Raw genomic sequence first — 20651 nt, 5'->3', positions numbered from 1 at the left:
AGTGCTAGCTATACGAAAATGAAAAATCTAATGATTTTTTCATTTTTGAATGAACCGCGCAGCTAATTTATGTCTTGAGTCGTCATTCCACGTTGAATTTTTCCGGCAAGATCGGCAGCTTGGGCGAAAAATGGGGTAACGCCGTGGCACATCACGTTGGCGAAGACATCCGGTCGTTGCGCAAGACCCGCGCGATGACGCTGGCCCAGCTTGCGGGCGCGGCGGGGCGGTCGGTCGGCTGGCTCAGTCAGGTCGAGCGCGGGCGAACGACGCCTTCGGTGCGCGATCTGGAACAGCTTGCCGACCTGTTGGGCGTCAACATCAGCTTCTTCTTCCGCTCGTCCCGGCGCGCCCCCGAGGAACAGGGCCTTGTCCTGAGGGCGGCGGATCGGCCCACCATCGGTTCGGACGAAAGCGGGCTGGTCGAGGAGCTGTTGTCTCCGACCCTCTCCGGAAGTTTCGAGATGATCCGCTCGGTGTTCGCGCCGGGCGCGTCCAGCGGCGATCCGCGCAAGGCCCGGCCAACCGAGGACGGCGGCGTGCTGATCTCGGGCGCGCTGACGATGTGGATCGGGGGGACCGAAGTTCACCTGTACCCCGGCGACAGTTTCCAGTTCGCGGGCGCACCCTATGCCTGGCGCAACGACGGGTCCGAGCCTGCCGTGGTGATCTGGGTCGTATCACCGCCGATCTACTGACCTGCCGGAACATTTCATAGATAAACCTGATCTTTTGGCGGCCAAAACGCCTTAATAGGCGGAATATCCATAAGCTGTATTTATGGGTGAGGTGATTTTTCCAGCATGGGGCGACGGGCCGGGCCGATGTAGTGTCAGCGGCGTAACGAAAGCCTGGTGCGCCCATGAAAATCATGCCTGTCCATATGGAGCCGACCAAATCGGGATGGTTCGCCGCCCTTGGTCCACGCCCGCCCGCAAACACCCTTCGCGCCGATCTTGACTGCGATCACCTTGTCATCGGTGGCGGCTGGATGGGCCTGCACTGCGCGCGCCGGCTTGGCGAACTCGACCCCGAGGCGCGGGTGGTGCTGGTGGACGCGGGCCGCATCGGGGACGGAGCGGCCGGACGCTGCGCCGGGTTCGCCATCGACCTTGCCCACAACCCCCGCAACAAGCACTTCGCGGAGGACCAGAAGGGCAACGAGGAAGAGTATCACGTCAACGTCGAAGGCATCGACTATTTGCGCGACGCGGTCGAACGTCTGGGCGTGGACTGCGACTGGGATCCGTCGGGGAAATACCACGCCGCCGCCACGCCGCGCGGCAACGACTGCCTCAAGGAAATGTCGACCGCGCTGACCCAGATCGGAAAGCCGCACACCTGGCTGGACCGCGATGAGATTCAGGCGCGCACCGGGTCCAAGCATTACTTTGCGGCGATCCACACCCCCGGCACCGTGCTGATGCAACCCGCGAAGTATCTGGTCAACATGGTCGCGGCGCTGCCCGAGAACGTCACCGTTTACGAAAAGACGCAAGTGACCGACATCGACTACCGCCCACAGCAGCACGTCTGCCAGACCTCCGGCGGCGAGATTCGGGCGCGCAAAGTGTTCCTTTGCAACGCGGCGTACCTGACCAAGAGCGGCTTTTACGACAAGACGGCGATCCCGGTATACACCTATGCCTCGATGACCCGGCAGCTGACGCCCTCGGAACTGGCGCAGGTCGGGGCGAGCGGCCCGTTCGGCGTGATCCCGGCGGAAAGCTTCGGCACGACGATGCGGCTGACGAACGACAACCGGCTTTTCCTGCGCAACGTCTATTCCTATGCCCGCGGGTTCCGCTCGCGCCAGAGCGACGTGGATTACGCCAAGACGCATCACGAAGAGGCGTTCCGCCGCCGGTATCCCGACCTTGCCCCAATTGGCTACGAGAACAGCTGGGGCGGGCTTCTGACCATGGCCGAGAACGGCGGGATGGTGTTCGGCCAGTTGGCCGACCGGGTCTATGGCGCCGCCTTCTGCAACGGCACCGGGGTCGCGCGCGGCACGGGCTTCGGCAAGGCGCTGGCCGAGCTAGGGCTGGGCCAAAGCTCGCGCTCCATCGACATTCTGAATGCCCGTACCAAACCCAACCGTGGCTACCCCGCGTGGCTGACCGAAATCGGCGTGCGGGCCACAACCAAATGGCGGTTCTTGCGGGCCGGCAAAGAAACCTGAAGGAGCTTCACATGGCTAATCTCGCTGGCATCAACCTTGCGATGCAGACCCCGTTCCGCGCGGACGGCTCGATTGATTTCGCGGAATGGGATCGCCTGATCGACGCCTACATCGACGCCGGTATCCACGGGCTGGTGCTGGGCGCGGGCACCGGGCAGCATCCGTATCTGACGGAAGCGGAAGCCAACGAGCTTTACGAAAAGGGGATCAAGCGCGTGGGTGGCCGGTGCAACGTGATCTGCCAGACTTCGGCGCTGAACATGGACGAGGTCGTGCGCCGCTCGCGCCATGCCGAAAGCATCGGGGCCGATGCGCTCATGATCCTGCCGCCCTACCTCGAAGGGCCGGACGACGACGACGGCATCTTCGAATTCTACCGCACCATCGATGCGGCGGTCGGGGTTGATATCGTGGGCTACAACATCCCGCAGGCCACCGGCCTTTCGGTATCGCCCGAACTGCTCAAGCGTCTGTCGCAGCTTGAAAACTACAATTACATCAAGGACAGCGGCGGGGATCTTTCCGTTCATCAGGCCTACCTGCAAACCGACTGCAAGGTTCTGAACGGCGCCGATCCCACGACGGTCTACGCCATGATGGCGGGCACCGTCGGCACGATCTGGGGCGCCGCGAACTATATGCCGCACGAAGCGGTGCGCCTTTACGACCTCGTGACCGCCAAGGAGTACGACGCCGCGCTCGAGCTGTGGGGCAAGATGCTGCCCTCGCTTCTGTACGTCTGGTCGCATCGCTATGTGCAATGCGTGCTGGCCGCCGCCCAACATCGGGGGTTCGGCCACGGTTACGTGCGCGCGCCGCTGCAACAGATCAGCGACGAGATGCGCGCCGAGATGCTGGCCACGCTCGCCCCGCTGTCGTGAGCCGCGCCATGTCCGAGTATCACAAGATTGCCGAAAAGCTGTCCCTGCCGTCCAAGATCCTGATCGGCGGGGAGTGGCGCGGTGCCGCCTCGGGCGCGACCTTCGCCACCCTCGACCCGGCCACCGGGCGCACGCTGGCCCAACTGCCCGCCTGCGCCGCCGAAGACGTGGATGCGGCGGTCGCCTCGGCCCGCGCGGCGTTTCGCGCGGGCGTGTGGTCGGACCTGCATCCGAGCGCGCGCAAGGCCGTGCTCGCCCGGCTTGCCGACCTGATCGAAGACAACGTGACCGAACTCGCCGTGATGGAGGCGCTGGACGCCGGCAAGCCGATCACCGACTGCCTCACAATCGACGTGCCGGAAACCGCGAACTGCATCCGCTGGCACGGCGAAGCGCAGGACAAGCTTTACGACCAGATCGCCCCCAGCGCGCCCGACGCGCTTGGCCTGATCGTGCGTGAACCGATCGGGGTGGTCGCCGCCGTTCTGCCGTGGAACTTCCCGCTGATGATGATGGCGTGGAAGATCGGCCCCGCGCTGGCCACCGGCAACAGCGTGATCGTGAAGCCCGCCGAAGAAACCAGCCTGACCGCGCTGCGGCTGGGCGAGCTTGCGCTTCAGGCCGGGGTGCCGCCCGGCGTTCTGAACATCGTGACCGGGATAGGCCCGGACGTGGGCGAGCCCTTGGGCCGTCATCCCGATGTCGATGCGCTGACCTTCACCGGATCGACCGAAACGGGGCGGCGCTTCCTGACCTACGCGGCCCAGTCGAACATGAAGGAAGTCTGCCTTGAGATGGGCGGGAAAAGCGCGGCGGTCGTGCTGGAAGATGCCCGCGACATTCCCAAGATCGCGGAAATTCAGGCGGGCGCGATTTTCTGGAACATGGGCGAAAACTGCACCGCGAACAGCCGGATCATCGCGCATCATTCGGTCTATGACGCGCTGATCGACGAGCTTGCGAAACAGGCGAAGACGTGGGTGATCGGGGATCCGCTCGACCCGAAAACCCAGAACGGCCCGCTGGTCAGCGACGCCCATTTCGCCAAGGTGTCCGGGCTGGTCGAGACCGGAAAGGCGCAAGGCGCGCGGCTGGTCACCGGGGGCGAGCCGGGCGAGGGGCTGTCGTTCCAGCCAACGATCTTTGCCGAGGTGACGCCGGACATGACCATCTTCCGCGAAGAGATTTTCGGACCCGTGGTGACCGTCACCCGCGCCGACAGCGACGATCACGCGGTCGAGCTTGCGAACGACAGCGCCTATGGGCTGGCGGCGACGCTTTACTCCTCGGACGTGCGGACCGCGCACCGGGTCGCACGCCGCCTTCACGCGGGAACGGTCTCGGTGAACAGCTACAGCGAGGGCGAGATTTCGACGCCGTTCGGCGGGATGAAGGAATCCGGGTTCGGAGGCCGTGACAACGGCATCCACGCGCATGAACAGTATACCGAGCTCAAGACGATCTGGTTCGATCTCGCATGACCCGGATGACCGCCGTTCAGATCCGCGAAGGCGACGCCGATTTCGCCGTCTGCGAGGTTGCGAAACCCGACTGTGCGCCGGGGGCTGCCGTCGTGCGGATGGAGGCGGCCATGGTCGCTTCTTACATGGGGGCGCTGCCTTGGGGCGCCTGGACCACGCCCCCGCGCCCCTTCACGCCCGGTCAATGCGCCATCGGCATCGTCGATGCGGCGCAGGGCGATCTTGAACCGGGCCAGCGCGTGTATTTCGACGCCTTCACCGGAAGCCGCTCGGCGGACGATCCCTCGCCGGACCACGGTTTTCTCGGGTGTTTCGGGCTGGGCGAGGGGGCAAAGGGGCCGATGGCCGACTGGCCCAACGGCAGCTTTGCTGAATTCATCCACGCCCCCGCCACCTGTTTCACGCCCCTGCCGAATTGGTCCATCGCGCCTACGCTTTTGTGCCGGATCGGCTGGCTCGGCACCGCGCTGCGGGGTCTGCGCGAAGCGGGCTTCCGGCCCGGGATGCGGATCGCGATCAATGGCGCCAGCGGCGTGGTCGGGGCGAGCGCTGCGGTCCTCGCCCTTGCGATGGGGGCCGCGCGCATCGAAGTGGTCGGTCGAAGCACTGACCGGCTTGGCGCGCTCGTGGCGCTGGACCCTGCGCGGATCGCGTCCAGCACCGATGGCAACGGCCCGGCTCTCGACCTTGTTCTCGACTGCGCCTCGGGGGAGGCCGGGGCCATCAGCGCGGCCCTGATCGGTCGCCTGCGCCGGTTCGCGAAAGCGGCCTTCGTCGGGGGGTTGTCGTCGCCGCTCATGCTCGACGCCGGGGCGCTCATGCGCAACAGCAACGCGGTGATCGGATCTTACTGGTTCACGAAGGCGGATCTGGAACAGGTGATCGCCATGATCGACAGCGGGGTTCTGGACATGTCGGTCTTTACCGCGCGGTGCTTCGCGCTCGGCGACGTGGCGCAGGCCATCGACCACGCCGCCACACAGGCCGGGGGCCTCGTGCACACCGCGCTCGTCCCCTAGGCCGGGCCGTCCCCCTCGGCCATCCGCGCCTGAATCTCGGCCCCCTGCGCCACGATCCAATCGCGGAACCGCTCCGCCGTCGCGGTGAGCGTGGTCGACTTGGGCGTGACAAGGTAGAACGCGCGGTCGGTTCTGATCTGAATGCCCGTCGGGTTGATGAGCGAGCCATCGTTCAGAAACCCGTCGGTCATCCCCATCCACCCCAGACCGATCCCCTGTCCGGCCACCGCCGCCTGAAGCAGCGTCTGCTGGTCCGAGAAGGTCATCCGCGCATGGACGTTCAGTGCAGGCGCCCCGGCCTCGGCAAAAAAGGTTTTCCAGTCGTCGCGCGACCGGAACCGTTCGCGCAGGAACAGAAGGTTGCGCCCCTTCAGCTCGTCCAGCGACACGCCCGACGTGCGGCCCTCAAAAAAGTCTGGCGCGCAGAGCGGAAAATACACTTCGTCGAACAGCCGCCACGCCGTCAGATCCTCCCAGTCCCCGTGACCCAGCCGGATCGCGAAGTCGGCATTCTCGGCGGCGGGGTTGATGTCCCGGCTCATGATCTTGAGGCTGAGGTCCACGTCCGGCAGCGCCGCCGAAAGCACGGGGTGACGCGGCAAAAGGAAATGCGCGGCCGCCGAGGACGAAACGCACAGCGTCACCAGATGCTCGTTCGCGCGCTGCGCGATCTGGGCAAGCCCCACCTGTATTTCGGCAAACCCGCGCTCGACCGCGCGGAACAGGATCTTGCCCTCCTCGGTCAGGGCCACGGCGCGCCCCCGCCGCTCGAACAGCTGGGTGCCGATGTGCTTTTCAAGGTTCTTGACCTGATAGGAAATCGACGGCTGCGTGACGTTCAGTTCCGTCGCCGCATTTCCGAAGCTTCCCAGCCTCGCCGCAGCCTCGAAGGCGATCAGGGCGCCGGGTGACGAAATCTGACGCCTCAGTGTTTCGGACATGCGGTCCCCCTTGGTCTTTACATAGATTTCATCAATGAAGCGAAACGGCGTTCTGCCCATTTTTCTCATTCAAAACGATACAGATCAGAACGATCCGCACAATACCCATAAGCTCAATTTATGAATTGCCGCCTTTTTTCGACGCCGGTCAAACGCCCCCGCGTGATACCTTGCAGGCCAAGAACAAAAGCGCCGCAAACAGCATGGAGGTTGAAAATGCGTGGATTGTTGAAAACCCTGACGGCCAGCGCGATGGCTTTGGGACTGGCGACGCCGCTGGTCGCCCAAGACGATGTCATCAAGATGGGCACTCTGGCGTGGGAAGACCTGACGCCGATCACCGGGGTCACCAAACGTGTTCTGGAAGATCACGGATATACGGTCGAAGTGACCGAGTTCTCGGAATGGGGCATCGCCTATGCCGCGCTCGCCAAGGGCGACATCGAGGTTCTGACCTCGCACGTAGACTACGTCGCGCACGACTACTGGAGCCGCAACAAGAACCGGCTCGAAAAGATCTCGCCGGTGTCGCACGGGCTGTATCAGGCGATCGCCGTGCCGAAATACGTGACCATCGACTCAATCGAAGAGCTGAACGAGAACGCCGACAAATTCGACGGCAAGATCGTGGGGCTCGAGCCGGGTTCGGGCCTGATGCGCGAAGCCGCCGAGGTGGTCGACGCGTACGAGCTCGACCTGAAACTGATCGAGGGCAGCACCGCGGGCATGACCGCTGCGCTCAAGGCCGCCGTGGACCGCGAAGAATGGATCGCCGTCACGCTGTGGGAGCCGTCTTGGATGGTGCAGAAGTATAACACCAAGTTCCTGGCCGACCCCAAAGGCATCTTCGCCCCGCCCCAGACCTACTACTGGATCGCGCAGGACGTGTTCTCGGCCGCCAAGCCCGGCGCGCGTGAAGCCATCGCCTCGGTCTATCTGCCGCTTCAGGACATCACCGCCATGAACGCCGCCGTCAAGGATGGGCAGACCATGGATCAGGCCGTGTCCGACTGGCTTGACGCCCACGCCGACCTTCTGTCGCGCTGGGAAAACATCAAGTCGCACGACTGATCGACACATGAAAAGGGCCGCGTGTCTGCGGCCCTTTTTCCAATCGGGCCTGCGTTCGGGCGACAAGACATGACAGGGGCACACATGGAAAATGCGGAAGTTCTGATCGATTGCCAATCGGTGTGGAAAGTGTTCGGTGAACGCAACGCCGAAGCGATCGAGGCGATCACCGCGCAAGGTCTGTCCAAGCGTGACATCCTGCGTGATTTCGGCTGTGTGGTCGGGGTTTCGGACGCGAGCCTTCAGGTTCACCGGGGCGAGATTTTCTGCATCATGGGCTTGTCGGGAAGCGGCAAATCGACCCTGATCCGGCTTCTCAACCGCCTGATCGAACCCAGCCTCGGCACGGTTCTGGTCAAGGGGCAGGACATCTCCAAGATGGACGCCGCCGCGCTGCGCCGGACCCGCGCCGAGCATATCGGCATGGTGTTCCAAAGCGTCGCCCTGCTGCCCCAGCGCAATGTGCTTGAGAACGCGGCGTTCGGGCTTGAGGTGCAGGGCATCCCCCGCAACGAGCGCAACCGCGCCGCCGCCGCCGCCCTTGCCAAGGTCGGGCTGTCGGACTGGACCAAGCACTATCCGTCCGAGCTTTCGGGCGGGATGCAGCAGCGCGTCGGGCTGGCCCGTGCGCTGGCCGCCGACCCCGAGATCATTCTGATGGACGAACCCTTCTCGGCGCTCGATCCGCTGATCCGGCGGCAGTTGCAGGACGAGTTCCGCCAGCTGACCAAAGAGCTTGGTAAATCCGCCGTCTTCATCACCCACGATCTGGACGAAGCCATCCGCATCGGTGACCGGATCGCGATCATGAAGGACGGCGCGCTTATTCAGGTCGGCACCGCCGAGGACATCGTGATGAACCCGGCGGATCAGTACGTCGCTGATTTCGTCGCCGGCATTTCCCGCCTGCATCTGATCAAGGCCCATTCGGTGATGGTGCCGGTGGTCGATTGGGACGGACCCGTCGACGATCTGCCGCGCTGCGACCCCGAAGCCGACATCGACGCCCTGATCGCCCAGATCACCGAAACGTCCGCCGACGCGCTTGCCGTCCAAGAGGACGGGCGCGTGGTCGGCGTGGTGTCGGTGCGCAACCTGCTTTTGGGTGTGCGCGGCGAGGCGGGCACGGACCCCATCGGCGCGGAGGCTTGAGCGGCCATCATGGAAGATTTCGTTGATAGCTTCGACAGGCAGGTGGACGACATCCTGTACTGGCTTACCGACAACGCGGCATTTCTGTTCGACGCGGCCCGCTACGCGCTCGAGGGTCTTTATGACGGTGTGCTCTGGGCTTTGATCTCCGCGCCGTTCTATGCGGTCGCGGTGGTTCTTGGCCTTGCCGCGTGGCGGATGATCGGCCTTGTGCCGGGGATCGTCACCGCACTTGCCCTTGCGGCCTGCTATGCCATGGGGCTTTGGGCCGAAACGATGGAGACGCTGGCACTCGTCTTCGCCGCAAGCGTGATCGCGCTGGCCATCAGCCTTCCGGTGGGGATCCTCGCGGGTCTCTTTCCGCGGCTCGACCGGGCGCTCATGCCGACGCTGGACCTGATCCAGACGATGCCGCCCTATATCTACCTTCTTCCCGCGATTGCGCTTCTGGGCTACGGCCCCGCGACCGCGCTGGCCGCAACCGTCATCGTCGCGATGCCTCCGGCGATCCGGCTGACATCGCTGGGCATTCGCGAGACGCCGCACGAGTTCATCGAGCTGGGGCAGGCGTCCGGCGTCACCACGCGCCAGATGTTCTTCAAGATCCGGCTTCCCTTCGCGGTTCCGTCGATCATGGCGGGGATCAACCAGAGCCTGATGATGGCCTTCGGCATGGTCGTGATCGCCGGGATCGTCGGATCGGGCGGCTTGGGCGAAACGATCTATGGCGCGATCCGCACGCTGGACATCGCGACTTCGATCAACGCCTCAATCGCCATCGTCGTGCTGACCATGGTGCTGGACCGCATAACGCAATCGGCCGCGAGGAAAAGATGATGCGTCTCGATCCCGGTGCCTTTCTCGCCCCCGCCGTCGACTGGCTGAACGCCAACTTCCACCCGCTTTTCGCTGTCATTACCGATGTGATCGAGGCAGTGCTGGGCGGGATCGAATGGCTGTTCCTGCTGCCGCCGCCCTTCGTTCTGATCGCGCTGGTCGCGGTCGCGGGCTATGCCCTGGGCGGCGTGAAAACGGCCATTCTGGCGGCGCTCTGCCTTGCCTATTGCTGGGTCATGGACCTGTGGGACGCCTCGATGCAGACCATCGCGCTGGTGCTGGTGGCCGTGACCATCGCCGTCGGCATCGCGTTTCCGCTTGGAATTTACGCGGCGCGTCACCGCCGGCTCGAGGCGGTGGTTCGCCCCATACTCGACGCGATGCAGACCGTGCCGCCCTGGGTCTATCTGATCCCGGCTGTGATCATCTTCAGTCTCGGAACCGTGCCCGCCGTCATCGCGACCATCGTCTATGGGGTGCCGCCGATGCTGCGCCTGACGACACTCGCGTTTCGCGGCGTGCCGACGGATCTGAAGGAACTGGGGCAGGCGATCGGGGCCAAGCCGCGCACGATCCTGTTCAAGATCGAACTTCCCGCCGCGACCCCCACGCTTGTCGTCGGGCTGAACCAGTGCATCCTTCTGTCGCTGGCCATGGTCGTTCTGGCCGGTCTGGTCGGGGCAGGGGGGCTGGGCGCCGAGGTGACGCGGGGCCTGACCCGAATGGAGATGGGCCTTGGCCTGCGCGCCGGACTGGCTATCGTCGCGGTTGCCCTTCTGCTCGACCGCCTGTCGCGCGGCGCGCTTCAGGGCCGGCGCAAGGCGTAAGGCCACGTCGCCGCTCGGGCCAACGACACGACGCGAAAGGGCGCACATGAAAGTCTGGTTCATCACGGGTGTCTCGCGCGGTCTGGGCCAAGCCATCGCGGCCGCCGCGCTGGCCGCTGGCGACCGGGTGATCGGCACCGTGCGCAACGGCACCGCACACGTCGAGAATGCCGGGGATCGGCTGCATCTTCTGACCGTCGATCTTGCCAAGCCGGGGGCGGCCGAAGCGGCGGCCCGTCAGGCGCTGTCGGTCCATGGCCGGATCGACATCGTCGTGAACAACGCCGGGTTCGGCGTCATCGGTGCGCTGGATGATCTGACCGACGACCAGCTTGAAACGCTTTTCGAGGTCGACGTGTTCGCGGGCATCCGGATCTGCCGCACGCTTTTGCCTCACATACGTGTGCAGGGGGCTGGCCGCATTCTGAACATCACATCCGTCGCGGGCCGCGCACCCGGTGCCGCCACCGCCGCCTACGCCGCCGCGAAAGCCGCGGTCGAGGGGTTTTCCGCCGCCCTTGCCGCCGAGCTTACCGGCACGGACATCCACGTGACCGCCATCGCGCCCGGCCAATTCCGCACCGATTTTCTGGAAAACGCGACGATGCCCAAGGATGGACAGACAAGTGCACAGAACGGGGGCGCCGCGGCCAAGGCGCTGTCGTCCCTGCGCCAAGTCAACCAACGGCAACTGGGCGACCCCGCCCGCGCCGCAGCGGTGATCGTCGAGCTAGCGCAGGCTGCGCATCCGCCCACACATTTGCTTTTGGGCACCGACGCGCTGACCCGTGTGCGGCAAAAGCGCGATCAGATGGACGCCGAGATGACGGCGTGGGAGGCGCAGACGCGCAGCACAGACTTCGACGACTGAACCGCTCTTGGGGCGGAATACATGACATGGAAACCCAAGAGATCGTCGGGATCAGGGCACGAAAAAGGGCGGCGTTCGTCCGCCATTCGAGCAATCCCGAACCGAACCCTTGTCGGCACGGCGAAACGATGCCCGCGTCCCGTGTGGCGATTATCCTGAGGGATCGCGCTTCCGCCATTTCGACGGTGCGAGCAAGTCATGCTCCGGTTCCGCCGCTTGAGCGTTGCGGCCAATCATGCAGCCATGAACTCCGGGTCCATTGCGCTGACCCTATGAGGCGTAACTCGGCCTCTGTGGAAAACGGGGATACCGAAGTCGCCCTACCTGAAAGCCGTGCGAGTACGTCTTCCGAATCCATGACCCCTCGATTGGTGCTCACTCCTCTTTCGAGGCAAATCCATCAGGATTCCCTGTCGGGCGTCCCCTCAGCCCGCTTGCGCCCCGAATGCGTCCAGTCGGGTTCGACCGCCTCGCGGGGTGCCGAAAGCGCGGTTTCGCTCAGGTATTTGGTCGAAGACCAGCCGCCGTCGACCGCTAAGATCTGACCATTGATCCAGGCCGACTGCGGTGAGGACAGAAACCAGATCGCGTTCGCGATGTCCTCGACCGTGCCCCATCCGGCGGCGGGGGTCATGTCGGTGTTCATGCGCCGAAAGGCTTCGACCTCCAGCCGCGCCTCGGTCATCGGGGTCGGGATCACCCCCGGCGCGACCGCGTTCGAGCGCACGCCGGACGACCCGTATTGCGCCGCCATATGCAGCGTAAGCGCGTTCAGCCCGCCCTTGGCCGCCGAATAGGCCCCACCGCGCAATCCGCCGACAAGGGAATAGGTCGAAGACACATTGACGATGGTCGCCGTGTCGCCGAACGCCGTGAGCGCCTCCCGACACAGGCGGAACGGTGCGCGCAGCATGAGGTCGAGAAACCGGTCGAGCGTGGCGTCATCGGTGGAATGCACCGGCTCCGGGCTGCCGACGCCCGCGTTGTTGACGAGGTGGTCGAGGCGCCCGAATTCGTCCATCGCCAGCGCCACGGCCCGTTTCGGCGCGTCGTCGTCGGTGATGTCGGCGGCGAGCGTCACCATCGGGGCGGGGAGGTCGGCCAGACTGGCCCGCGCGGCATCGAGTTTCGTCGCGTCCCGGCCCACGCCGACCACGGCGACGCCGTTTTCGAGGAATGCGCGCGCGGTGGCGAGGCCGATACCGCTCGAGGCGCCGGTGACGATGGCTGATTTCATGCGTTGTCTCCATAGGGCGCGAGCGGTGCGGGCAGGCTCAGAAGATCGGCTGGTCCGATGAACTGAGCAAGCACATGGGCCTGTTTGAGAAAGAGATGGGCGTTCGCCTCGGCGGAAAAGCCGATGCCGCCGTGAATCTGGATGCCGGTGCGCGCGTTGTCGAGCGCGACGCGCGGGGCGAGGCGGGTAAGGGCGGCGACCTGAAAGCCCGCGTCCGGGTGACCGTCGCAGAGCGCAATCGCCGCCATGTCGAGCAGGGCCGACACCATCTCGATCCCCAGCGTCATGTTGGCGGTATGGTGCTTGATCGCCTGAAACGTGCCGATGGGTTGACCGAACTGCTCGCGGATCTTGGCATAGTCGACCGCCAGATCCCGCGCGCCGGTGGCGACGCCCAGCAGTTGCGCGGCGGCAAGCAGGCGGGCGAGGTCCGCGTCCACGGGCCGATTGGTGCCGGTGCGCGCCATCTTGGCGACGGGCAGACCCGCGCCGAGCGGGGCGGTCGTCTTCGGGTCGGTGACGGGCGAAAGGCCGAAACCGCCGTCCACCCGTATCACCGCGTGATCCGCGCCCTCCGGGTCGACGAGTGTCCATGTTCCGTTGCTCGCGACGCCGATACAGGCGGTCACGCCCGCGTCCAGCCGCCGTGCGATGGCGGAGGCGAGCGCGCCGGGGCCGACGAGGTGACGGCCCAAAGCCACGTGCAGATGCGCCTCTTCCACGATGCTGAAGCCCGCGCCCCCCGCATCCTCAGGCAGGGCAAGGGCGAAGGCCCCGAAGTCCTCCAGCGGGTCAAGGTCATCGCCGCCCATGCCCTCTTGCAGACGCGCCACCGGATAGTGGCTGTCGAGCATCGCCTGCGCGGCGTCGAGGATCTGGCGCAGGTCTTCGCCGGGGGTCAGATCGAAACTCATAACCGGGCCTCCCGCGGCAGGCCGAGGATGCGCTCGGCGATGATGTTGCGCTGAATTTCCGCGGTGCCGCCCGCGATCGTCTCGGAATAGCTTTCAAGGTAGCCATGCGTCCAATGGCTGTCGGTCAGACCGTCGGGGCCGAGCACGTCCATCGCCGCACGCTCGATCCGCTGGGCGAGTTCCGCGAAGGTCAGCCGCACGAGCGAGCCGTCGAAGGGCGTGTCCGGGTCACGCAGCGCCGTGCGGTAGGTCATGGCCCGCACCCCCGCCGCCTCGGCCCGCAGGTCGGCAAGGCGTTCTGCGGTCGCGGTGCCGGGAGTGGGTCGGGCAAGTGCGATCAGCTCTTCGACCTTGACCGACAGGTCGAGTTGCAGGGCCATCGCTGCCGTGCGCCGTTCGAAGGCGAGCGTCGTCATGGCGACCGACCAGCCGTCGTTCACCTCGCCCACCACGGCGTCCAAAGGGATGCGCACGTCGTCATAGAACACCTCGGCGAAATGCGTCACGCCCGCCATGTTGCGGATCGGACGCACCGTGATGCCGGGGAGCGTCATGTCGCAGATCACCCAACTCAGCCCCTTGTGGCGCTTCGATCCCGGATCGGTGCGGATCAGAAGCTCCTGATAATCCGCGATGTCGGCGTAGCTTGACCAGATCTTTTGGCCGTTGACGACAAGATGGTCGCCCTCGATCCGCCCCGTCGTCTTGAGTGAGGCGAGGTCCGAACCCGCGCCGGGTTCCGAAAACCCCTGACACCAGATCGAACGACCATCGAGGATGCGGGGCAGGTGAAATGCCTTCTGGGCTTCGGTGCCACGTGCGAACACGGTCGGCCCGGCGTGGTTCAGCGCGACGAAGGTGCAGTCGAGCGGTGAGGGCGCGCGGGCACGGGCGTATTCCTCGTACCAGATCAAAAGCCGCGCAGGCGACAGACCGTGCCCCCCGTATTCCTTGGGCCACGCCAGCCCGGACCACCCCGCAGCGGCGCATTTCGCCAACCAGTCGGTCGCGTATGTGCGCGAGGCCTGCCCTTCGCGCGGCGCAGGTGCGGTCGGGCGGTTGTGGATGAGCCAGTCCCGCGCTTGCGCGCGAAACGCCTCGTCCTCGGCCGTCATGTCAAGCTGCATCGCATTCATCCACAAAATTCCATATCATGGGATCGAAGAATTGCATGTGGCTGTTTCCTCCCTCTGCCCGGCTTCCCGGCTCGGCCATAGGCTATACGCCTGAAAACATCTTGGTCAAGCCGGGGACTGTTGACATGGGGCGGGTCGGGCGGCATTTTCAATTCCGCCGCGCGGGCCAGAAACTGTCCCGCATAATGGGAGGGCTTTCGATGGACTTCACATGGACAGAGGAAAACGACGCCTTCCGCGCGCGGGTGCGTGACTTCCTCGACCGTGAGTTGCCCACGAACTGGGACGAAATCGCGCGGCACGGGCCGGGTTCGCGGGAACAGACCGAGTTCTCGCTCGAATTCTGCCCCAAACTCGCCGAGGCCGGATTGCTCGTCCCCCACTGGCCCGCCGAATGGGGCGGCGCGGACCGCCCGACGTGGGAACATTTCATCATGGGGGAAGAGATGTGGGCGGTGGGCGAGCCGCGCGGCGGGCAATACATGAACGTCAACTGGATCGGCCCGGTCCTGATGCGCTACGGCTCGGACGCGCAGAAGGCGCAGTACCTTCCCGAAATGGCGGCGGGCCGCGCGATCTGGTGTCAGGGGTTTTCCGAGCCCGGTGCGGGGTCAGACCTCGCCTCGCTCAGGACCAAGGCAATCCGCGATGGGGACGACTACGTCATCAATGGTCAGAAAATCTGGACTTCCTATGCGGGCATGGCCGACACCTGTTTTTTGCTCGCGCGCACCGGTGGGGCCGATCAAGGGCGCTCGGCCATCGCGATCTTCCTCGTCCCGATGGACACGCCCGGCATCGAGGTCCGCGCGATCCCCAGCCTCATCGGCCACGGCGACATTCACGAGGTCTTTTTCACGGACGTGCGCGTTCCCGCCTCCTGCCGTCTTGGCGAAGAGGGCGAGGGGTGGACGATCATCTCCTACGCGCTGGCCAACGAACGCGTCGGCATCCCGCGCTATGAAATGTCGTCTCAGGTGCTGGACCTGATGGTCGGCGAACTCAAGGCGCGGGGTGCGTTCGGCAATGCAATCGTGCGCGCCAAGGCGGCCGAGGCGGCGGCGGCCTGCGAAGCCGCGCGGCTTCTGGTCTACCGTGTGGTGGACGAGCGCGCGCGGGGCGTGCCGCCGGGCACCGCCGCAAACCTCGCCCGCGTCGCGGTGGTCGAAGCCGACCATGCGGTGACGGATTTCGGGATGGATTTCCTGCCCGACTGTTTCTCGGGCGACGGCCACGCGGGCATGCTCGCCCACCACGAACGCGCCATCGTCACCGGCATCGCGGCGGGGGCGGCGGAGATCCAGCTGAACCTCGTGGCCCGCCGCCACCTCGACCTGCCGAAAGGGGCCTGACCATGCACCTTGCGTTCAACGAAGATCAGGCGACTTTCGTCACCGTGCTCGCCCAGATGTTGGGGGATGAGGCCGAGACCGGCTTTCACACCGTCGCGGATTGGGGGCGGTTCGATTATGGCACGGCGCTGGATGCGCGGCTCGAAGAGGCCGGGTTCTATGACGCCGCCGCAGAGCCGGACCTCGGCACCGTGGCCGCCGCAGCGATGGTGCACGAGGTGGCGCAAGTCCCGGTGACGGTCGAATGCGCGGCCTCGGCGCTGCTGCGCCCCTTCCTCGGCGATGACGTGCCGCGCCCGCTGGCCGTCGTGGACGATGAAGCCCCCGGCGCGATCCGGTTCCTGCCGCAGGCGGGGGCGCTCCTGTCGATCACCGACGGGGCGGTGCGGCTGGCGAGGCTCGACGGTCAGGCGCGCGAGGTGGATAGCCTTTTTGCTTATCCGATGGGCGAGATGGCGCGGGACAAGCTGGACTGGCAGACGCTCGACGTCGACCCGGCCACAATCCGCACACTCTGGCAGATCGCGCTGGCCGCCGAGCTGTCCGGTGTCCTGGCCGGAGGCCTGTCCTCGGTCCTCGCCCACGTGCGCGAGCGGACCCAGTTCGGCCAAGCCCTTGGCAGTTTTCAAGGTGTGCAGCATCGCCTCGCGACCGATGCGGTCTGGCTCGAAGGCGCGCGGCTCCTCATGCTCAAGGCCGCGTCCAGCCGCGCACCCCAGGATGCGAGCCTCGCGCTTGCTCATGTCCAGAACCACGCCACGCGGATCGGTTATGACCTGCACCAGTTCATGGGGGCGATGGGCCTGACACTGGAACACCCGCTGCACCGCTGGACCTACCGCGCCCGCGCGCTGCGGGCCGAAATGGGTGGCGCGCCGATGGCCTTCCTCGACTATGCTGAAGCGAGATGGAGGGCGGCATGAGCGACCTGCCAAAGTTCGAAACCCTGCTGCTGACCCGCACCGGGCGGCGGCTGACGATCACGATGAACCGGCCCGAGGTGCTCAACGCCTTCGGTGGCCCGATGCATGCCGAGATCATCGACGCTCTGGCCTTCGCCCGCGACGACACCGGCAGCGACGTTGTGGTCATCACCGGAGCGGGTCGTGCCTTCTCGGCAGGCGGCGACATCGAGGGGATGCGCCGCGTCATCGACGAGCCGACCCTCTTCGACAAGGAAGCCGCCGAGGCCAAGGCGCTCATCTTCACGCTGCTCGACATCGACAAGCCCGTGGTGGCGCGGGTCAACGGCGCGGCCATCGGGCTGGGCGCGACCATCGCGTTGTTTTGCGATGTGACCTTTGCCGGTGAAAGCGCCAAGATCGGCGACCCGCATGTGGCCATCGGTCTGGTGGCGGGCGACGGTGGCGCGATCATCTGGCCCGCGCTCATCGGCCTTCACCGCGCAAAGGAATTTCTGCTGACCGGCGAAACCCTGACTGCGGCCAAGGCGGGCGAGATCGGGCTGGTCAATCACGTGGTCGCCGACGAAGCGCTCGACGCCGCCGTGGACGCGTTCTGCGACAGGCTGATCGCCGGGGCGCAGCCTGCGATCCGCTGGACCAAGACCGTCATGAATATGGAGCTGAAGCGGGTGGCCCATGCGTTGATGGACCCCGGCATCGCTTATGAATCCCTCTCCGTGCGTACCGAGGAACACAAGGCCCGCGTCGATGCCTTCCTCGCCAAAGCCCGCGAGAAACGGAAATGAGCAAGATCGACGAGCGGATGGCGGGGCTCTCCCCCGGCCGTCACCGCGCACCGCGTCGTCCCGGTCTGGGCGAGATCGCGCTGGACCTCACGGCACAAGACCCCGACCGCGAAGTGATCCGCGACGGCGAACGCCGCCTCACACGTGGCGACATGCTGGACATGGCGCTGCGCCTCGGCGGGGCCTTCGAGCGAATGGGCCTGACCCCCGGCGCGCCCATCGCGTTCCAGCTTCCGAATTGGTGGGAGGCGGCGGTCATCAACCTCGCCTGCGCACTGTTCGGCTATCGGATCGTGCCGCTCTTGCCGATCTACCGAAAGGCCGAGTTGCAGGTGATCTTGCCCGCCTGCGGGGTCGAGGCGATCTTTCTGCCGCCCGCCTCGGACAAGGTCGATCACCCGGCCATCGTGGCCGCGCTCGATACGCCGCCCGCCCATGTCGTGAACGTGCGCGGCGACGCGCCCGGCGCGGCCCGGTTCGACAATCTGATCGCAGGTCCGCCAGCCAAGTCGCGTCTGCCGGACAGCCGGGACGCCAAGATCGTCATTTTCACGTCGGGCAGCACCGGGCGGCCCAAGGGCGTGATCCACACCCATGACAGCCTCGACGCCGTGGTTCGTAACACCGCCGGGTTCTGGTCGCTCGGGGCCGAGGACGTCATGTATGTCCCATCGCCCATCGGCCATATCGGCGGGTCGATCTATGCCTTCGAGTTCCCTTGGATCACCGGCTGCCGCACGGTGCTTGAGGATCGGTGGGAGCCTGCGCGCGCCGTGGCCCGGATCGACGCCGAGGGTGCCACGTTCATGGCCGGGGCGACGCCGTTCCTGACCGGGCTTCTGGATGCGGCGGGGCAGGCGGGGTCCGACCTGCCAAGCCTGCGCCGCTTCGTCTGCGGGGGGGCCAGCGTGCCGCCCGAACTGGTGCGCCGCGCTCTTGCCGCATGGCCGCGATCCGTCGTCTCGCGCGCCTATGGCTCGACCGAAGTGCCGCTGGCGTGCCCCGGCATCCGCGACCGGGCCTCCGCCGAGGCTCATGCCGAAACCGACGGCGAAATGGCCCTCGACATCATGCTGGACGAGGGCGAGATCTGCGTGCGCGGACCGCAGATGTTCGTGGGCTACCTCGACCCCGAAGATGACGCGGGCGCCTTTACCCAAGACGGCTTTTTCCGCATGGGCGATCTGGGCCGGTTCGTGGACGACCGTTTCATCGTCATCACCGGGCGCAAGAAAGACATCATCATCCGCAAGGGCGAAAACATCAGCCCGCTGGAAATCGAGAACGCGCTGCTCGCGCATCCTCTGGTCGATCAGGTCGCCATCGTCGGCGCACCGGACCCGGAACGCGGTGAAATGGTCGTGGCCTTCGTCGTGGCGCGCGACGGCTTCGATTTCGCGGCAATGACCGATCACCTTTTGGCCGCCGGATTTGCACGGCAGAAGTTTCCCGAACGTCTCGAACGGCTCGAGGCGCTGCCGATGAACGCGGTGGGAAAGGTGCAGAAACCTGACCTGCGGGCCAAGGCGGCGGCGCTGGTCGCGAAGGCGTAGGTGCGGTTCGGCGCGTGCAGGCGATGTTCGGTGCCGATCGCGCTGGGCGAACGGAAGGCAAGACCAGAATGAAAGACGGCAATCAGGACGGAACCCAGGCGATCCGGCGCGCGGCGGCGATCCTGAAGCAGATCGCGCATGTGTCTGGCGACGCGCCCAAGACCCTGCGCACGATTTCCGAAGCCGTGGGTCTGCCGCGCTCGACCACCCACCGCATCCTGAAGAGCCTCACCGATACCGGGCTGGCCGCCTACAACGCCGACACCCGCCGTTACGAGGTGGGGATGCTCAGCTACGAGCTCGGCCTCGCCGTCAGCGACCGCGTGCTGGGCCTCGCCCCGTGGACGGCCTGCGTCGACCGGGTGGCCGAACGCGCGAACGTGACCACCTACCTGATGCGCCGCTCGGGGTTCGAGGCGGTGTGCATTCACAAGGCCGAAGGCCGCACCGTGATCCGCGTGATCCCGGTCGAAGTCGGCCAGCGGCGCTATCTGGGCGTCGGGGCGGGGGCCACCGCACTTCTCGCCGGGCTGCCGGACGCGACCGCCGAACGGGTGATCGCGGCCATCGCGCCGGAGTTCGACGCCTTCGAAAGCCTGAGCGCCGACAGCGTGCGCGACGCGATGGAACGCGCCCGCCGCACCGGATTTGCGGAAAGCCGGGGGCGGGCCTATCGCTCGATCTTCGGGTTGGGGCGGGGCATCAGGGCCTTCTCGGACCAGCCGGACCTTGCCATTTCCATTGCCGTCCACGCACAGGATGTGAACGACACCCGTATCGAGGACTGGAAGCGGATCATTTCGGAAGAGATCGACGCGACCGAGGACCGGATCGGGCCCGTCGGTTAGGTCGGGCCGCGTGCGACGTGCCGAATGAACATTTCGGCAAGGTATGTGGCATCGTCGGCCAGCCTGTCCGTATGACCGTCCACGATGGCCTGAATGCTCATACCGCTGATCGTACCTGAGATCATGCGCGCGCTCTGGTCGATGTCGATATCGGGAAGCAACTCGCCCATGTCCTGCGCCTGTTTCAGGTAGCTGCGCAGGTTGGCGTGATAGGCCGCCTGAAGCGACGCGACACGTGGTTGCAGGTCCGGGCTCGCGCCCATGGATTCGACGATCAGGTGATACAGGGCGATGGCGCTGTCGGGCATGTCGCGCACGGCGTCGAGTTGCAGGCGGATGCGTTCGGCCAGCGCCGCGCAGCCCCGGCGGTCGCCCACACGCTTTTCGACATGGCGCAGGAAGCGGTCCTCGATCGCGTCGAGCACGGCGATCAGGAGGGCGAGCTTGGTGCCGAACCGCTGCACCGGGAGGCCCTTGCTGTAACCCGCATCGAGTCCGATCTGTGCGAGGTTCGCGCCGGAGATGCCCTTTTTGCGGATAAGCGCCATGGCCGCGCGCAGCATCCGGCGGTCGGATTCCTCGCGCCGCTCTTTCTTGGGGCCCAGTTCAACGCTCGCGTTCATCGAAGTGTCCTTTCA

Annotated in this window: 20 protein-coding genes; 15 read left to right on the top strand and 5 right to left on the bottom strand. The window is 65.7% G+C overall.

What is annotated here, in order from left to right; translation table 11 throughout:
* Positions 1–143 precede the first annotated feature (143 nt).
* The 5 genes from RB2654_RS07335 to RB2654_RS07315 all read left to right on the top strand — a co-directional run bounded on the left by RB2654_RS07335 (position 144) and on the right by RB2654_RS07315 (position 5563).
* Positions 144–698, top strand: coding sequence for a helix-turn-helix domain-containing protein (locus tag RB2654_RS07335; RefSeq protein ID WP_040885530.1), 555 nt, complete (start codon positions 144–146; stop codon positions 696–698).
* Positions 699–862: 164 nt separating this feature from the next.
* Positions 863–2182, top strand: a complete 1320-nt coding sequence (locus tag RB2654_RS07330) for an NAD(P)/FAD-dependent oxidoreductase (protein WP_008330074.1) — start codon at positions 863–865, stop codon at positions 2180–2182.
* Between the two features lie 11 nt (positions 2183–2193).
* Entirely contained in the window at positions 2194–3063 is an 870-nt protein-coding gene (locus RB2654_RS07325; protein ID WP_040884546.1) for a dihydrodipicolinate synthase family protein, read from the top strand.
* Between the two features lie 8 nt (positions 3064–3071).
* Positions 3072–4544 carry an aldehyde dehydrogenase gene (locus RB2654_RS07320; RefSeq protein ID WP_008330070.1) on the top strand — a complete coding sequence of 491 codons (1473 nt, stop codon included), beginning with the start codon at positions 3072–3074 and terminating at the stop codon, positions 4542–4544.
* Entirely contained in the window at positions 4541–5563 is a 1023-nt protein-coding gene (locus RB2654_RS07315; protein WP_008330068.1) for an MDR/zinc-dependent alcohol dehydrogenase-like family protein, read from the top strand. The genes RB2654_RS07320 and RB2654_RS07315 overlap by 4 nt, the downstream gene beginning before the upstream one ends.
* Here the strand turns inward: RB2654_RS07315 and RB2654_RS07310 are convergent.
* Positions 5560–6504: a LysR substrate-binding domain-containing protein gene (locus RB2654_RS07310; protein WP_161600683.1), complete on the bottom strand. Its 945-nt coding sequence runs from the start codon at positions 6502–6504 to the stop codon at positions 5560–5562. The two genes, RB2654_RS07315 and RB2654_RS07310, sit on opposite strands and share 4 nt — an antisense overlap.
* Positions 6505–6720: 216 nt before the next feature.
* Here RB2654_RS07310 and RB2654_RS07305 point away from each other — a divergent pair, with 216 nt between their 5' ends.
* From RB2654_RS07305 to RB2654_RS07285, 5 genes are all read left to right on the top strand, one after another.
* Positions 6721–7575 carry a glycine betaine ABC transporter substrate-binding protein gene (locus tag RB2654_RS07305; protein WP_008330065.1) on the top strand — a complete coding sequence of 285 codons (855 nt, stop codon included), beginning with the start codon at positions 6721–6723 and terminating at the stop codon, positions 7573–7575.
* 84 nt (positions 7576–7659) lie between these two features.
* On the top strand, positions 7660–8727 hold the full coding sequence (locus tag RB2654_RS07300) for a quaternary amine ABC transporter ATP-binding protein (protein WP_008330063.1): 1068 nt from the start codon (positions 7660–7662) through the stop codon (positions 8725–8727).
* A 9-nt stretch (positions 8728–8736) separates the two neighbouring features.
* Positions 8737–9564 carry an ABC transporter permease gene (locus tag RB2654_RS07295; protein WP_008330061.1) on the top strand — a complete coding sequence of 276 codons (828 nt, stop codon included), beginning with the start codon at positions 8737–8739 and terminating at the stop codon, positions 9562–9564.
* Complete coding sequence (locus tag RB2654_RS07290) at positions 9564–10391, top strand: ABC transporter permease (RefSeq protein WP_040884542.1); 828 nt, start codon at positions 9564–9566, stop codon at positions 10389–10391. The genes RB2654_RS07295 and RB2654_RS07290 overlap by 1 nt, the downstream gene beginning before the upstream one ends.
* Positions 10392–10437: 46 nt before the next feature.
* Positions 10438–11262, top strand: a complete 825-nt coding sequence (locus RB2654_RS07285) for an SDR family NAD(P)-dependent oxidoreductase (RefSeq protein WP_008330059.1) — start codon at positions 10438–10440, stop codon at positions 11260–11262.
* Between the two features lie 400 nt (positions 11263–11662).
* On the opposite strand, the gene RB2654_RS07280 is transcribed toward RB2654_RS07285, so the two are convergent.
* The 3 genes from RB2654_RS07280 to RB2654_RS07270 are packed head-to-tail and all read right to left on the bottom strand — an operon-like array spanning position 11663 to position 14540.
* The gene (locus tag RB2654_RS07280; RefSeq protein WP_008330058.1) at positions 11663–12499 is read right to left on the bottom strand and encodes an SDR family NAD(P)-dependent oxidoreductase; all 837 of its coding nucleotides are present in this window, start codon (positions 12497–12499) and stop codon (positions 11663–11665) included.
* Positions 12496–13413: an acyl-CoA dehydrogenase family protein gene (locus RB2654_RS22330; RefSeq protein WP_008330057.1), complete on the bottom strand. Its 918-nt coding sequence runs from the start codon at positions 13411–13413 to the stop codon at positions 12496–12498. Before RB2654_RS22330 ends, RB2654_RS07280 begins: the two co-directional genes overlap by 4 nt.
* Entirely contained in the window at positions 13410–14540 is a 1131-nt protein-coding gene (locus tag RB2654_RS07270) for an acyl-CoA dehydrogenase family protein (RefSeq protein WP_040884540.1), read from the bottom strand. The genes RB2654_RS22330 and RB2654_RS07270 overlap by 4 nt, the downstream gene beginning before the upstream one ends.
* A 209-nt stretch (positions 14541–14749) precedes the next feature.
* Between RB2654_RS07270 and RB2654_RS07265 the strand changes: the two genes are divergently transcribed.
* From RB2654_RS07265 to RB2654_RS07245, 5 genes are all read left to right on the top strand, one after another.
* The gene (locus RB2654_RS07265; RefSeq protein WP_040884537.1) at positions 14750–15901 is read left to right on the top strand and encodes an acyl-CoA dehydrogenase family protein; all 1152 of its coding nucleotides are present in this window, start codon (positions 14750–14752) and stop codon (positions 15899–15901) included.
* A 2-nt stretch (positions 15902–15903) separates the two neighbouring features.
* Entirely contained in the window at positions 15904–16824 is a 921-nt protein-coding gene (locus RB2654_RS07260; protein ID WP_008330054.1) for an acyl-CoA dehydrogenase family protein, read from the top strand.
* Positions 16821–17612, top strand: coding sequence for an enoyl-CoA hydratase/isomerase family protein (locus RB2654_RS07255; RefSeq protein ID WP_040885527.1), 792 nt, complete (start codon positions 16821–16823; stop codon positions 17610–17612). The genes RB2654_RS07260 and RB2654_RS07255 overlap by 4 nt, the downstream gene beginning before the upstream one ends.
* Positions 17609–19165: an AMP-binding protein gene (locus RB2654_RS07250; protein WP_008330049.1), complete on the top strand. Its 1557-nt coding sequence runs from the start codon at positions 17609–17611 to the stop codon at positions 19163–19165. The genes RB2654_RS07255 and RB2654_RS07250 overlap by 4 nt, the downstream gene beginning before the upstream one ends.
* Before the next feature lie 68 nt (positions 19166–19233).
* The gene (locus RB2654_RS07245) at positions 19234–20013 is read left to right on the top strand and encodes an IclR family transcriptional regulator (protein ID WP_008330047.1); all 780 of its coding nucleotides are present in this window, start codon (positions 19234–19236) and stop codon (positions 20011–20013) included.
* Here the strand turns inward: RB2654_RS07245 and RB2654_RS07240 are convergent.
* A complete protein-coding gene (locus RB2654_RS07240; RefSeq protein WP_008330046.1) occupies positions 20010–20636 on the bottom strand; it encodes a TetR/AcrR family transcriptional regulator in 627 nt (208 codons plus the stop codon). The two genes, RB2654_RS07245 and RB2654_RS07240, sit on opposite strands and share 4 nt — an antisense overlap.
* Between the last annotated feature and the right edge of the window lie 15 nt (positions 20637–20651).

Source organism: Maritimibacter alkaliphilus HTCC2654, from assembly GCF_000152805.1.
Classification (GTDB): Bacteria; Pseudomonadota; Alphaproteobacteria; order Rhodobacterales; family Rhodobacteraceae; genus Maritimibacter; species Maritimibacter alkaliphilus.
This window is presented reverse-complemented; position numbering and strand designations above follow the sequence as displayed.